6 protein-coding genes are annotated in these 16101 nt (G+C 67.5%); all 6 read right to left on the reverse strand.

From position 1 onward, the window contains the following. Positions 1 to 29: 29 nt before the first annotated feature. The 6 genes from mbtG to CSQ99_RS12995 are packed head-to-tail and all read right to left on the reverse strand — an operon-like array spanning position 30 to position 15874. Positions 30 to 1337, reverse strand: a complete 1308-nt coding sequence (gene mbtG, locus CSQ99_RS12970; protein WP_099039431.1) for an NADPH-dependent L-lysine N(6)-monooxygenase MbtG — start codon at positions 1335 to 1337, stop codon at positions 30 to 32. Continuing rightward, entirely contained in the window at positions 1334 to 5701 is a 4368-nt protein-coding gene (locus CSQ99_RS12975; protein WP_099039432.1) for a non-ribosomal peptide synthetase, read from the reverse strand. The genes mbtG and CSQ99_RS12975 overlap by 4 nt, the downstream gene beginning before the upstream one ends. Further along, positions 5698 to 10869, reverse strand: a complete 5172-nt coding sequence (locus CSQ99_RS12980) for a non-ribosomal peptide synthetase (RefSeq protein WP_099039433.1) — start codon at positions 10867 to 10869, stop codon at positions 5698 to 5700. The genes CSQ99_RS12975 and CSQ99_RS12980 overlap by 4 nt, the downstream gene beginning before the upstream one ends. Beyond that, positions 10862 to 13834, reverse strand: a complete 2973-nt coding sequence (gene mbtD, locus CSQ99_RS12985; RefSeq protein WP_099039434.1) for a mycobactin polyketide synthase MbtD — start codon at positions 13832 to 13834, stop codon at positions 10862 to 10864. The genes CSQ99_RS12980 and mbtD overlap by 8 nt, the downstream gene beginning before the upstream one ends. After that, positions 13834 to 15135, reverse strand: a complete 1302-nt coding sequence (locus tag CSQ99_RS12990; protein WP_099039435.1) for a beta-ketoacyl [acyl carrier protein] synthase domain-containing protein — start codon at positions 15133 to 15135, stop codon at positions 13834 to 13836. Before CSQ99_RS12990 ends, mbtD begins: the two co-directional genes overlap by 1 nt. Then, positions 15128 to 15874 (reverse strand): thioesterase II family protein, encoded by a 747-nt coding sequence (locus CSQ99_RS12995; protein WP_099039436.1) that lies wholly within the window; start codon positions 15872 to 15874, stop codon positions 15128 to 15130. The genes CSQ99_RS12990 and CSQ99_RS12995 overlap by 8 nt, the downstream gene beginning before the upstream one ends. Positions 15875 to 16101: the final 227 nt, after the last annotated feature.

Here is a 16101-nt window from a genome sequence, read left to right on the forward strand (position 1 = left end):
TGCACTCTTCACCCAGAGAACCGCTGCCGTCATCGAATGGGTTCGTGCTCGTCGCTTCTCTCCCGCGCATAGTCGGTGGCGGCGGCCTGTAAGTCGGCGCCGAGTATCCGGTCGGACAGCAGACCCAGACAGGACAGGTTGGGAAAGCCCGGCCCCTGGGTGAGCCCGGACAGGCCGGGCAGGAAAAGTTTCGGTGTGAGACCGGTGATCGCCAGGTCATCGCCGATGAATTCCTGCAGCGAGTCACCGGTGAGCAGACCGCCGAGACTGAGTTCGAGCAGATCGAGGGCGTCCTGGCCCAGCAACGGCACGAACCAGAGAGCATCAGCACCCGAACCGTCGATCACCAGATCGAAGCCGTGCACCGTCTCGAGATTCTCGCCGCCTTGATTCGTGCTCAGCGTCAGTCGGATTCGGCTGTCGCGCGCCACCGCGTGTGCGACGCGACCCCGAAGGTGACGGATCCGGTCGTCGGACAGCAGCGCATCCTGAACCCGGGCGGAGAACACTCCGCGATCCGTGCGGGCCAGCGCGTCTCGGCGCTCATCCAGCGTGAGGCCGGTCCAGCCCGTGGGGTCGGAGAACAGCTTGTTCTCGAAGAAGCCCTCGCCACGGGTGAACAGGGTGACTCCGGGCGAGATGACGGTGATCGTCGAAACCCGATGCCGGAAAAGCTCATTGAGTATCGAGGCGGCGGTCTCCCCTCCTCCGATGACCGCGACTCGTTCCGCGGAGATCAGCTCGCTGCCCGCCGCCCGATGCCAGAACTGTGCGATCGACAGCACCCGCGGATTGCCGGGCAGTATGGACCGCTCGGGCTGGCCGGGACCAGTGATCATCACGCCGTCGGCGAGTAGTGCCTTCTCGGACGTGTGCAACGCCCACCGCGGCGCGTCAGCTGTGCTGTCGACCGAAATCCCGGTGACCTCACCGGAGATGACGTTCATCTCGCAGTTGCCCGCGACCCAGCGCAGATACTGACTCCACCGGCGATGCGTGGGCGCCGGCCTGCCGCGGTCCACCCATTCGGCGAACTGACCGGTGGCGATCAGATACGACTGCCAACTGTGCCGCGTCATGCGTTCATCGAGTTCGGCGTTGCGGCGCGGCACCAGCGACGAGCGGTACGGGAAGCCGACATCCTTTTCGGGGCTGGTGCCCAGCCGGTGCTGACCGTCGGTCCAGCCGCCCTCGGCCTGCCAGTTGGCGGCAACACCGGTGCGTTCCACCGCAACGACTTTGGGCACCTCGACGCCCATGTCGTGCAGCTCAGCCGCCTTGGCGGCGACGGCGACGGCCTTGGCCCCCGCGCCGACGACGGCGAGCGTGGGCCTCATGGTGCAACCTCTCGTAGCGAGTCCTGCCACATCGCCTGCAGGGTGACGACGTCGTCAGCGGACAAGATGTCGGGCAGTGTGCGCCACTGCGTGCCAAGTACCGGCGAGCCCGCCTCGCCGATCACCGCCGCCAGGATGGTCAGCTCATGTCGCACCGCAAGATCGGGTTCCGGCCGCGGTGAGACGTGCGCGAGCAGCGCACGATCCGGCGTCAGTTCTCCGCCGGTGGGAACATGCACCCCGCCGAGGAAGTTGAGCAGCACCTGCGGTTCGGCGTACGCCTGTAAACGCCGCGCGGTGTCGGGGCGTAGATAGCGCAGCAGCCCGTAGTCGATGCCGTCGCCCGGCATCGCCTCGAGCGCACCGGGCGAGTCCATCCGCAGCGGGTAGATGGCGGTGAGGAGGCCGACCGTGTCGGAGGTGTCGGCGTCAACGACGATTCCGTCAGCGCGACCATGCGTTTCCAACGCGAGCAGCGGTGGCGGCCGATCCTGCCCCCGGTGCTCTCGCCACCGGTCGATGGTCCGAGCCGCCGCGGCGGCAAGAAGGTTCTGAGCCGGCTTGGCCCCGTTGAGCACGCGCGCCGACACATCGGGGTCGGTGAGGGACATGGTGACGACGACGTCGCCGATCCGGTCGGTCTGCGGACGGACGCGGCGCGTGCCGAGCACCGGATCGGCACCGTTGAGCTGGGCCGCCCAGAAATCACATGTATCGAGTTCGGCCGCATGCTCGGTGAGCAACTGTGACCAACGCCGATAGCTGGTGTGCTCCGACGCGGGCACGGGGTCGCGACCCGATCTGATGGAGTACCAGGAGGCGTCGAGCTCCCCCAATACGATCCGCCATGACGCCGGGTCCAACGCAAGTACGTGTGCGACCACCATGAGCACGCCGGGGCCGCCCGGTTCGCGCAGCCACACGGCGGACAGCATCGATCCCCGTTGCGGGTCCAGCCTTTCCACCGCATGTCCGGACTGTTCGGCCACCGCGTCGACCATGGCGCCCTCGACCCACACCTCGGTGAGAAAGTCCGCAGGCTCGTGCTCGACGAGTGTCATGGTGTCGAGGTCCAGGCGGCTGCGCAGCGTCTCGTGCCCGTCGATGACGGCCTTGAGCATGCGGTTCAGATCCGCGCGGGTGATCCCGTCAGGCAGTCGGATCGTCTCGGTCTGCGCCAGCCGCCGAGGCTGCCCGTGCTCGTAGAGCCAGTGCACGTTGGGCAGCACGGGGATCGGCCCGGTCTGCTCCTCACCCTGCCGACCGAGAGTGACCGATTCGCTGTCGATGGCGGCAGCGAGTTCGCGGATGGTCGCGCATTCGAGCATCAGCCGCGCCCGTAAGGGGATCCCGCGTCTGCGGGCGCCCTGCACCACCGAGAGCGCGACGATGCTGTCGAGGCCGAGCGCAAGGAATTCAGCGGTGACGTCGATCTCGGCGCCGTCGAGCAGTTCGGTCAGCACAGCGACGAGCGCGGCCTCGGTCTCCGTCTCCGGTGCAGCCGATGGACCGTCGTCGACGGCAAATGCGGCCAGCGCGGCTTCGTCGATCTTGCCGTGCGACGTCAGCGGCATCTGATCGACGACGACGATACTGTGCGGAACCATGTAGCGCGGCAGCCGTTTTGACAGCATTGCTCGCAGCTCGGAGAGGTCAGGGGCGAGTTCGGCGGCTACATAGGCGACCAGCCGCGGCCCGCCGCGGTTGCGCTCCCGCACCGCGACGTGTGCGTGGCGAACTGCCGGGTGCGTGTGCAGCACCGCCGAGATCTCAGCGGGCTCAACGCGAAAGCCGCGGATCTTCACCTGCGCGTCGGAGCGGCCGAGGAACTGCAGTGCCCCGTCGGGCTGGCGTCGCACCACATCACCGGTGCGGTACATCCGCTCGCCGGACACGAACGGGTCGGCAACGAACCGGCCCGCAGTCTCCGCAGGTCTGCCGAGATAGCCGCGGGTCACCTGGCGACCGGACAGGTAGAGCTCGCCGGGTACACCGTCGGGCGCGGGCCGCAGCCATGAATCGAGCACGTACGCGCGGGTACCGGAGGTGGGTCGCCCGATCGTGGGCTCGGCATGTTCGGCGATGGGGGCAACTACGGCCTCGACAGTGGATTCTGTTGGGCCATAGCAGTTGTAGGCCGTCATGCCCGTGCGGGCGCATTCGTCACGAATGAGATTCCACGCCGGAATGCCGATCGCCTCGCCGCCGAGAGCGAGTACCCCCAGGGGCACCGTCGTCAGCAGTCCGACCGCGTGCAACTGGGCGAACATCGACGGCGTGGTGTCGATCAGGTCGATTCCGTAGCGCGCGATGATCTCGACCAACGACTCGGCGTCACGTTGGACGTCGTCGGAGATGATGTGTACCGAATGTCCGTCGAGCAGGGCGGCCAGCGGCTGCCACGCGGCGTCGAAGGTGAACGACCAGGCATGCGCGACGCGAAGCGGATGACTCAACCGTGCGGCCGCAGGTCGCAGGATGTGCCGGGCGTGATCCTCGGCGTAGGCCAACAGCGCCTGATGTGTGCCGATCACGCCCTTCGGCCGACCCGTCGTGCCCGAGGTGAATACGACGTAGGCCGCCTGGCCAGGATGGGCGGGCACGGCTTCGAATACGTCGGACTGCTCGTGCGCGGCAGCCGATATCAGCTCATCGTCGACGACAACCGTGGCGCCACACTGGGCGAGGATGTCGGCGATCCGGTCGGCGGGCATGGCGGGGTCCAGCGGAACGATCACGCCCCCGGCCTTCAGCACCCCCAGCATGGCGATCACATACTGCGGTCCGCGCGAAAGGTTGATCGCCACCGGATCTTCGACGCGTACTCCGCGGCCGACAAGGGCGGCGGCCACCCGGTCGGCGGCCTCGTCCAGTTCGCGGTAGGTCAGTTCGCCGCCAGACCAGCTCAGCGCCCGCGACGCCAGGCGGGTGTATGCGATCTCGGTGAACCTGGTGTGCACCCCGGGCCCGACGGAATCAGGCGTCTCGTCGATCGCGGTGCGCGGCTCCTCGCCGTCGAGCAGGACGCTGATGTCACGAAGCGGACTGTCCCACTTGGCAATCAGCCGCTCGACGGTGTTGAGCAGCCGTCCGCCAAGGCCCTCGGGAGTCATCGACCCCAACGCCCCGTCGACCACCTCGACCAGCACCGTCAGTTGGTCGTCGACCATGTGGGCGGCGATGGTGACGGGAAAGTGCGACAGGCTCTCCAGCGCTGCGGGACGGAAGGTGGCCCCGTTGGCCGTGAATTCCCCTCCGCCGACCAGTCCGCCTGGCGGGAAGTTCTCGTACACCAGCAGGGTGTCGAACATCTCGCCGATCCCACCCATCGACCTCAGCTCGGCGTGGGGCAGGTAGCTGTGGTCACGAAGCTTGGCCGCCTCGCGCTGCAGCGAAACGCATTGCGCTCCGGCATCGGCCGCCGGATCCAATCGCACCCGCAGCGGGACAGTGTTGATGAACAGCCCGACCATGGTCTCGACGCCGGCCAGCTCACTGGGGCGGCCCGACACCGTCACACCAAAAACCACGTCACTGCGGTCCGTGAAGGCCGACAACAATGTCGCCCAAGCCATTTGAACAAGTGTGTTGACGGTGACACCGTGCGAGCGTGCGGATTCGGCCAGTGCGGCGGTGGCGTCGGTGTCGAGCTTCAGCTCGGTACGGCGCGGCGGCGCGGCGGCGAGCTTCCCGGTGGAGAGCGTGGGTGACAGCAGTGTCGGGCTGCCCGTACCGCTGAGGTGCTCGCGCCACAATGCCCGGCTGGCCTCCTGGTCTCGCGCCGCGAGCCACCCGATGTAGTCGCGGTACGGCCGCGGCGGCGGGGGCAGGACACCGGCGTCGCCGCCTGCGCGGTACAGCGCGATCAGCTCGCCGACGAACAGCGGCAGCGACCACCCGTCGATGATGATGTGGTGGGCGACAACCACGAACCGCCAATGCGAGTCGGGCACCTCGATGAGCACGAAGCGGATCGCCGGTCCCCGCTCCAGGTCGAACGGGCGCAGCCGTTCGTCGGAGTCCAGCGCGTCGACCTCGTCCGCGGGCGCGGTGATGATGCGCCACGGCGTGTCGACCCGGCTGGGAACGACCTGCACGGGACGGCTCAGATCGCCGCGAAAGAAGCTGGCGCGCAGATTGGGATGCCGCGCAAGCAGTGCTGCAGCGCAGTTGCGTAACAACTCCGGGTCCAGTGCGCCGAAGATGTCGGCGGACATCGCGATCACATACGGGTCGTCGCCACCGGCGAGGCTGTTGCCATCGCTGTCGCCGCTACTCAGCTGTGCAAGCGAGAACAGGCCCTGCTGCAGCGGACTGAGAGCCATCACATCTTCGACGGCCGCCTTGGCATCGGTCAGGGTCACGGCGCACCATCGCGCGCGGACGTGAACATCGATGTCACCGCCGCCAGTTCGTCGGGCGACAGCCCCGACGCCGCCATCGGCTCGTGACGGACGTCGGCGGCTTGCGGTGCACCGTCCGCATCGTCGATGGTGGCGGCCAGTTCATGAATCTCGGGATGCTCGAACACCATTCGTGCGGTCAGCGCCAGCCCCGCGTCACGCGCCCTGGCAGCCGCCTGCACCGCGAGGATGCTGTCGCCACCGAGGCTGAAGAAGTCGTCGTTGCGCCCGACGTCGGGCACGTCGAGCACCTCGGCCAGCATTGCCGCGAGTACACGTTCGGTTTCGGTGCGGACCGGCTCAAAAGACCCGGCGGGTCCTGCCCGGCCCGCGGTCGCCGACGGCGGAGCGGCTTCGATGTACTCCACCTCGCCGTTGTCGGCCCAGCGAGCCCGCTTACCCGTCGGACGCAGATGTGCGCCCTGCTCATCGATGTGGTGGTCGTAGACGTCGCCGATAACACCGACCGCCACGGGATCTCGCCATTGGTCGAGCACGCTGACGCCGGCCCGCGCGCTGAAGACGTGGACCCGTTGCCGCTCCTCGCGATCGGCGACCTGAATGTCACGCAGTCGTTGATCGGGATCGTCGGCGAACGCGGTGAGCACACGGCCGAGCCAGCGCACAAGTCGGTCCGCGGTCGCGCGCCGGTACAGGTCGGTGCGGTAGATGACGTGGCCGCGGTAGCCGTCGTCGCCGCCGGCAGAGCCGGCTGAGCCGGCAGTTTGAGCAGCAGCAAAGAAGTTCACCGACAGGTCGGCGTGCGCGACGTCGAACGGCGGTTCCAGTGCGGTGAAAACGGTGTCACCGTCGGCGGTCGACTCCACGACCTGCCCGGCGGGCAGCGCCTCCCGTACGTGCACCACGACACCGAAGAGCGGATTCCGCGACAACGAGCGGACCGGGCGAACCGCGTCGACGACCTGATCGAAGGGAAGATCCTGGTGGGCGTACGCCCCCAGCGCGGTGTCGCGGGCCTGGCTCAGCAGGTCACGCACCGTGGGATTACCCCTCAGGTCGTTGCGCAGCACCACGATGTTGATGAAGAAGCCGACCAGTTGATCGAGCTCGGCTTCGGTGCGACCGGCCACCGGAGTACCCAGCGGAATGTCGTTGCCCTCACCGGCCTTGTGCAGTGCTACCGCGACCGCGGACTGCAGCAGCATGAACTCGGTGACGCCGAGCTGCTGGCTGAGGTCGGCGAGCTTGGCTCGGGTGTCGCGGTCGATGCTGAACTCGACAGCGTCACCCTCCCCGCTGAGCACCGGCGGACGCGCGAGGTCTGGGGTCAGCCCCGGATCCTCGGGTAGACCTTCAAGCCGCTCGCGCCAGTAGTCACGCTGCGCCACAACGGGTCCGTCGGTGTCGGCGAGCAGCGACGCCTGCCACGCCGCGTAGTCCGCGTATTGCACCTGCAGCGGCGCAAACGCCGGTGGCCGGCCGGCACGCCGAGACCGGTACGCAACGAGCAGGTCGTTGAACAACACCATGGCCGACCAGTGGTCGGCCGCGATGTGATGTACCACCAGCGACACCACGTGTGCGCCCGATGTCGACAGCACCGCCGCGCGGATCGGCAGGGCACCCTCGAGGTCGAACACGTGCCGCCGCTCGCTGTCGAGTTCGGCCTGCAGCCACCCGTCGTCCTCGCCGCGCGCGCGTCGCACCGCGACTGGTGCGTCTACTGCGTCTTCTGGGCCGGCCCCGTTCACGATCTGATAGGGCACGCCGTCGATTTCGCGGTACGTGGTGCGCAGCACCTCATGGCGGGCGACGACGTCGCGTACCGCCTCGACGAAGGCATTTCCGTCGCATGGCCCGGTGAGCCGAGCCGCGAATGGGATGTTGTTGACCGGATTGGGACCGTTGATGCGGTACTGGAACCACATCCGCAGCTGCGACGCCGACATCTGCAGCGGCCCCTCGTGCGGGACGGCGACCAGCCGCGGCCGCCGCGAGGTGGAATCCGATGTCGCGTCGATACGTTCGGCCAGCCTGGCCACCGTGCCGAGTTCGAAGACCTCTCGAACGCCGATGTCGGCGTTGCATTGAGAGCGCACGGCGGCAACGAGTTTGGTGGCCAGCAGCGAGTGTCCGCCGAGGTCGAAGAACGAATCGTCGGCACCGACCCGGTCGCGGCCGAGCAGCTCGGCGTACAGATCGGCGACGCGACGCTCGGTCCCCTCGGCGGGTTCCCGGTATTCGGCGCCAGCACCGGCCCACGAGTCGATGTCGGGCTCCGGGAGCGCGGCACGGTCGATCTTGCCGTGCGTGGTGATCGGGATCTCGTCGAGCACAACGTATGCCGCGGGCGTCATGTACTCCGGCAGCGCCGCCGCCACGCGGGTGCGGATGCGTTCGATGTCGACGTCCTCGGCGTCTTCGGCGGGGGTGAGGTACCCGACGAGACTCTTGCCGAGATTCGGCAGTTCGCTGACCACCACGACCGCCTGCCCAACGCTGGGATCGACGGAGATTGCGGCGGCGACTTCTCCGAGTTCGATTCGGAAGCCGCGGATCTTCACCTGCTCGTCGGCCCGGCCGACGAACTCGATGTCGCCGTCGGCGTTGCGACGGGCGAGATCACCCGAGCGGTAGAGCCGGGCGCCGGGTGTGAACGGATCCGCGACGAACCGTTCGGCGGTCAGCCCGGGCCGGCGGTGATATCCCTGCGCGACATGCGTTCCACCGATGTAGATCTCCCCGATGACTCCGGCAGGCACGGGCTTGAGCGCGTCGTCGAGCAGATGGATCGCGGTGTTGATCTTCGGCGTACCGATCGGCACGATGCGGGTGCCCTGCTTGCCCTCGACCTTGTAACGGCTCGCGTTGATCACCGTCTCGGTGGGACCGTAGAAGTTGTGCAGCAGCGCGTCGAACGTGCCACGGAACTTGTCGGCGAGCTCACCGGGCAGCGCCTCGCCGCCGATCGGCACCCGTTGCAGCGTTCGCCACTGGTTGACGCCGGGAAGCGACAGGAACAGACCCAGCAGCGAGGGGACGAAATGCATCGACGTGATGCCTTCGTCGTGCAGCAGATCGGTGAGGTATCCGACATCGCGCAGACCATCTGGACGCGGGATCACCAGCCGCCCACCGCATGCCAGCATGCCGAAGATCTCCCCCATCGACACGTCGAAGCTCGGCGAGGCGACCTGCAGCAGGCGTTCGTTCTCGTCGATGCCGTAGTCGCCCTTGAACCAGACGAAGTATTCGGCGACGGGACGATGCGGTACGGGCACCCCCTTGGGCAGCCCGGTCGAGCCCGACGTGTAGATCAGATAGGCGGTGCTTTCCGGTCCGAACGGACGAACCCGCTCGGCGTCGGTCGGATTGGACACGGGGTAACCGTCGAGCCCGCCGACCGCCTCGCGCAGCACGAGTCTCGGGTCCGAGTCGGACAGGATGAAGTTCAGCCGGTCCTCCGGATAGGTCGGATCGACCGGCAGGTAGACCGCACCCGCCTTGATCACTCCCAGCGCACTGATCACCAGTTCGGGTGAGCGGTCGAGCAGCACCGCGACGCGGTCCTCGCTACCGATCCCCTGCTCGATAAGCCAGTGCGCGAACCGGTTCGCCGATTCGTTGATCTCGCTGTAGGTGTAGTGCCGACCCTCGTACACCACGGCCGTCGCATCCGGTCTCCGGCCGACCTGCGCTTCGACCAGCGCCACCAATGTCGTTGCCGGGGTGCTGAATTCCTCACCGGCGGAAACCCGGCGCAGCCATTCGGTGTAGGCGGGCCCCATCACGTCGAGTTCACTGATGGCCAGGTCGGGGACTGCCAGGGCGCTGTCGAGCAGGATCAGGTAGTGCTCGAGCAGCTGTCGGGCCAGACCCGCGTCGAGCACCTCGATGAGGTACTCGGCCTCGACCTCGATTCCTGTCCCGTCGAACTCGACCATGAAACCGAACGGCAGCTGGGTGAACTGGCCGCGCAACTCGGCCCGCCGGCAGGTGATTCCCGGCGGGTTGAAGCCCTGGCCGTCGGCGCCACGCGCGCCGAATGTCACCCGGGTCATCCGCTCAACGCCGTGACGGCGATCAGGGTTGAGCTCGCGCACCACACGGTCGAGATTCACCCGCTGATGCGCGAATGCGCCGACCGCGGTGTCGCGGGCCTCGACAACCGCCTCGCGGAATGTCTGGTTGCGCCGCGGACGCAAGCGAAACGCAACGGTATTGCCGTAATAGCCGATGACGTCGTCGAGGTCGGCGGTCCTGTTCAGCACCGGTGCGGCGACGAGGAAGTCGTCGGAATGGGTGTAACGGTGGATCAGCACACCGAACGCAGCCAGCAGCACCATGTACGGGGTGGCACCGGATTCCTTGGCCACCGCCGCCACCCGGTCCGCGGTCGCGTCGGGCAGCCGCAGCGAGGTGCGCTGGGACCGGAAGTTCGTCGGGATCGCAGATCCGTTGGGCCCGGGAAGTTCCAGCGGTTCGGGCGGGCCGGCCATCACGGTGCGCCAGTAATCGAGATCGTCATCGGCGGCATCGGCGACCGGCGTAGGTATCGGCGTCGGCGACGCAAGTTGCTCACCGCTGTAGGCGCGGGTGAGGTCGGCGAAGAACACCTGCCAGCAGCCATCGTCCCAGGCGATGTGATGCGCCACCAGCAGCATGACGTATTCGTCGGCTCCGGTGCGCACGATCGTCAGACGCAGCGGCGCATCGGAACTCAGGTCGAAGGATGCGCTGAACTCCCGCTGCGCCAGCACCTCCAGGCGCAGCCGGCAGGAATTCTCGGAGAGCCCGGACAGGTCGTGCGTGGACCAACCCGGCGTCAGCTCATCATGAACGGTCGGTTGCGGCTCACCGTCGGCGTCCGCGGCGTAGGTGGTGCGCAGCAGCGCGTGGCGCGCGGCGACGGCGTTCAAGCTTTCGCGCAGCCGCGCCACGTCGAGCGCGCCGGTGATGCGGTAGGAAAGGCAGATGTTGAGGATCGCCCCGGTGGGGTCGGCCATCTGAACGAACCACATGCGGCGCTGCCCGTCGGAAAGGCCCGCCTCCACCGGCCCTGCCGTCGCCTGCTCGTCGGACCGCAGCCCCTTCTCGGAGAGCCTGCGCCGCAACAACTCCAGCCGGCGCTCATCGAGTTGCTCTCGGATATCGGCGATGTCAGTCACGCGTCGTTTCCACCTTGTCTGATCGGGTGTCGAGTTCGGTGATGAGCTCGGCGCTGCTGATGCCGCCGAGCAGGGTGCCCAGCGGCACCGATCTGCCGGTTGCCCGCTTTAGCCGCTTACGCAGGTCAAGGGCGAGCAGTGAATCCAAGCCGAGGTCGAGCAGGGATGTCTGGCGATCGATTGCCGCGGCGTCGATGCTCAGCACCGCAGCCACTTCGGCGATGACCCGCGCGGGATTGTCGGTGCCGACGGCGATGTTCGATGTCGCCGTCGTTCCGGGTTCGGCTGCAGTCTGGCTGTCGAGGAACCTGCGCAGGCGATCGGGGTCCGCGGTCATGATCAGGGGATCGGCGCCGTTGGCACACAGGCTGGCGGCGACGGCGGCGCCCGGCGCCATGGGCAGCAGGCCGGACCGCTCGATGGCAGCGACACCCGCGCGAGCGGTGATGCCGCTGCCCCGCCCCGGATCCGGGCGCCACAGTCCATATCGCAGCGCCACGCAGTCTTGGCCCTTGGCGCGAAGCTGTCCCGCCATCACATCGAGCATCCGGTTGGCAGCCGAGTAAGCGGCATGACCGCGGCCGCCCCACACGCCGGATACCGACGAGCACAACAGGATTCGCGTGTCCGAATGCAGCGGCCACAGTTCAACCATGCGCGCGAAGCCGCCGATCTTGGCCGCCGCCGTATCCGCGAACCCCTCGACGGAGATGTCGCTGAAGTCGGCGAAGCTCGCGGCTCCCGCCGCGTGGATGAGAAGCGATGCACCGTCGCGGCCGTGCTCACGGGCGGTGGCCGACACCTGCTCAGCGGATCGCAGATCGCACGGCGGGGCGACTATTTCGAGGTCTCCGGAGGCGGCGGCGCTCAGTTCGGCCACCGCTGCCGCGTCGACACCCGTGCGGCTGAGTAAGACGATGCGACGGGCGCCACGCTCGGCCAGATACCGAGCGAAGTGCAGGCCGACCGCCCCACTGCCGCCGGTGATCACGACGTTGTCGAGCAGCCCGCCGCCGAGCTGTGGGTCCAGTGCTTGGCCATCCGATTCGCACACGGTGCGGACGAAAAGGCGGGGGCCGGATGCGGTGTCGCGCACCGCTCCCTCGCCGACATTGCTCCGCGCGGCGTCGATGACCCCCATCGCGGTGTCGTCGTCGATCTCCCAGGACGGCAGATCCAGGTGACGGAACGCATGGTCGGGACGCTCGAACCCGATGCTGCGGTGCATCGCGGCCAAGGCGGCCTGCGCCGGCAGCGCCACGGGTTCACTCGGTCGCACATGTTCACCGCCGACGGTAACCAGACACACTTCGCGACAGCCGGGTCCCCCGGTGTCGACATAGTCGAGGAGACCAGCGCCCACCAGGCGGCCGATCTGTTGCACCGCCACCTCGGCATCGGGATGGTCGAGCAGCGGGGCGACCGCGAGAACGAGATCGGCATCATCCGGTTCGACCAGTGTGGCGGCATCATGACGGGTAACGGCCGTCCGCAACTGTGCGGCGAGCCCGCTGTCCGGGCCGGCGAGGTCCAGCACGGCGATGCGCTTGATCGCGCCATCGGCGACGAATTCGGCACTCTGTTGCCATTTTTCGCTGGAGACGGTCAATCCGAACACCGGTGCCAGCGGTTCGGCCTCGGCCCACAGGTGGACTTCACGCATCGGCGCGTTGGGGAAGCCCCGCAGCGTCGGGCCCTGTGGGTCGACCAGGTCGGCCCAGCGGAAAGCGGGGTCGGTCACTGCCGCGGCGGCGATACCGGCCGAGAGAGTCTCGGTGAGCAGTTCGCCGCGTCGTCCCGAACCGACGATGAGCGGTGACTGATCGGATCCGTCGGTCAGATCTTCCAGTGCGAACAGCAGCGACGCGTGCGCCGACAGTTCGACGAACTTGGTGGCGCCGAGACCGCGAGCCGCGGCGACGGCTTGGTCGAAACGCACGGTGTCGCGCAGGTTGCGATACCAGTAGTCGGCGAACTCGGTCCCGGGCGGCACGGCTTGGCCGGTGGCGGACCCGATGAATTGCACTGGGGCGTCTGTGAACTGCCCACGCGGCAGCAGGGTCAGCAGGTCGTCGTGCAGCGCTTCCAGAGCACTGGTGTGACCCGGATAGTTCACGTCGAGTTCGCGGGCGAACAGACCCTGGCCCGACGCGTTGGCTACGAGGGCGATGACGGCATCGCGTTGACCCGAAACCACGACCGATGAGTTGGAGTTGACCGCCGACACCTCGAGCCAGCCTCCGACCGTGGCGATCAGGCGCTCGACGTCCTCCGGTGAAATCCCGAGCACCGCCATGCGGTAGTCACCCTGCAGGCGGTCGACGGCCTTGGCCCGCGCAATGACCACAGCGACGGCATCGGCAAGCACCATCCGTCCGGCCACGTACGCCGCCGCCACCTCACCAAGACTGTGGCCGACCGTGATGTCGGGCAGAACTCCACAGCACTGCCAGACGTGCGCAAGTCCCACGGCGTGGGTGAACTGCGCACCCTGAATTTCGACTTGTGACCAGCTGCCGTCATCGGTCTCAGCGGTCAGGTACGGCAGCGGTGACGGATGGCCTGCGGAGAGGAACGCGTCGGCGCACGCGTCCACCTGCTTACGGTAGACAGGCAATCGACGGTAGGCATCGCCACCCATCGACGGCCACTGGTTGCCTTGTCCGGGAAAGACGAACGCGGTACGCGCGGTTGTCGTTTCCGAGGATCGGACGACCGATGGATGTTCGGTTCCGGCGCTGATGGCTCGCAGGCCGTCGGTCAGCTCCGCGATACTCGCCGCGCACACCACTGCGCGGTGCCGGCGCGGCCTTCGGGTTCGCAGCAGCATGGCCGCGACGGCCGACACCTCGGGATCGCGCTTCAGGTATTGCAATATCGCTTCCGCGTCGCGGGCGAGGAGTTCATCGGCGTGTGCGCTGAGCGCGACCGGCACGCGGCCGTCGGGAAGTCCGGCGGGTCCCATCATGCCGCCTCCGGTACAGAGACGATCACATGAGCATTTGTGCCGCTCATACCGAACGCCGTCACCGCAGCGAGGCGTTGTCCATCTGCTGCGGGCCAGGGTGTGAGTTCGGTGGCCAATCGTAGACCTTGTTTTTCCCAATCGATTTCGCGGCTGGCCTCGTCGGTGTGCAGACTCGCAGGCACCGCGCCATGCTCGGCGGAGATGAGCACCTTGGCCAGACCGAGCCCGCCGGCCGCGGCTTGGGTATGGCCGATGTTCGACTTCACCGACCCCAGCAGGGCGCCACGGCCCGGGTCGGTGGCGCCATAGGTCTGGGCAAGCGAGATCAGCTCGGTTCGGTCGCCGAGTCGGGTTGCGGTGCCATGGCCTTCGACCATGCCGATGTCTTCGGGCCGAACCGCGGCCAACCCGAGCGCGCGCCGGAACAGCCGCGCCTGCGCAGGACCGCTTGGCGCCGTGAGCCCGACAGAACGGCCATCCTGGTTGAGGCAGGTCGCCCGCAACTCACCGAGTATGTGACGTCCGTCGCGCAAAGCCGCAGAACGACGCTGCAGAACGAACATCGCTGCGCCCTCGGCCCATACGGTGCCGCTGGCCTGTGCGCTGTAGGGACGGCAGTGACCGTCGTCGGACAACGCGTGCTGTTTGGAGAACTCGACGAAGAAGCCGGGCGAGCCCATCACGCACACGCCACCGGCCAGGGCCATCTCACAATCGGATGACCGAATCGCCTGCGCCGCGAGGTGAACAGCGGTCAGCGTCGATGAGCAGGACGTGTCGATGGTCAGCGCGGGCCCGGTTAACCCAAGCGTGTATGCGATCCGTCCCGATACCGGACCCAACGCGGTGCCTGCCATCAGATGGCCTGTGAGATTGGAGAATTCGGCCAGGTCGGGGCCGTAGCCCATCGTGGACGCCCCAACATAGCAGCCCACATCTTCGCCTGCGAGGTCGTCCGGGTTGATCCCGGTGTTCTCCAGCGCCCGCCAGGCCACCCGCAACGCAACGCGCTGCTGTGGATCCATCGCGATGGCCTCGCGCGGCGAAATGCCGAAGAACTCGGGGTCGAAAGTCGCCGCGGTGGAAAGGAATCCGCCGAGATCATGGACAGATTTGAATCCGTCACGGTGCGATCCGTCGATAACCTTGCGGACCGACCAGCCGCGGTCCCGCGGGAAGGGGCTCAAGCCTTCACGCCGTTCGGACAGCAGCGACCAGTAGGCGTCTGCAGAATCGATGCCCCCCGGCGCCTCTAGCGCCATACCGGAGATGACGATGGGGTCCGCGTCGCTAGACATTGTTGACCAGCTCCGCGACGGTATCGATGTGGTCGTCGATGTAGAAGTGCCCGCCCTCGAAGAGCGACAGTGTGAACGCCCCGCCGGCATGGGTTGCCCAGCCGCGCAACATGTCTTCGCTCACCCGGTGGTCGTCGCGGCCGCCGACGGTGTGGATGTCGGCACGAAGCTGCACATCGCCGTCGCACGAATAGCGGTTGAACGCCAGATAGTCGGCACGCACGGCCCGGACGAGGAGGTCGACGAAGTCCTCATCGGCGAGTAGTCGCTCGTCGGTACCGCCGAGATCAACCATGTTCGCGATCACTTCGGCGTCGGCGGTGGGAAGGCGTGGTGAAGTCGCGATCGTGCTCGGCGCCTGGCTGGCCGATACCCACAGCCGCCCCACGTCGGCACCGCGGGCCTCTGCGACGCGGGCGAATTCGAACGCGATGACCGCGCCCATGCAGTGGCCGAAGAGTTTCAACGGCCCGAGCCGGTCCCAGTCCCCCGCGTCGAACAACTGCGCGGCCAATTCTTCGACCGTTTCCGGGGCTGGATGGTTGAGCCGGTCGGCTCGTTGCGGATACTGCACGACGTAGACGTCGTCGCCGCCGGCCGCCAACGCTGCCGCGAAGGCGCGGTAGGCCGCTGCGGCGCCGCCGGCGTGCGGGAACACCACGGTCGCGCCGTTGGATGTCTGTCCCGGGGACCGTTTGATCCAGGGCGCGAAGGTCAATTGGCTCTGTTCGTCAATCATCGGCAGGGCGGGCGGCGATGGTGTCGGTGTCGGGTCGGTGGGTCGCTCGGGACGGCCTGCGACACCGCAGCGAGAACACACAAAATTCCTCCAGCGTGAATTAGCGCAGGCTGTCCTAAGTTCGTGAGGTTACCCTAATTGAGCTTGCCGAACACCCGTACATCCGGGGGTCCGGCCGGCGAGTTCGACCACGTCGAGGCCGTGCGAATGGGCCACCACCTGGGCAG

It is taken from the genome of Mycobacterium neglectum, assembly GCF_002591975.1.
Classification (GTDB): domain Bacteria; phylum Actinomycetota; class Actinomycetes; order Mycobacteriales; family Mycobacteriaceae; genus Mycobacterium; species Mycobacterium neglectum.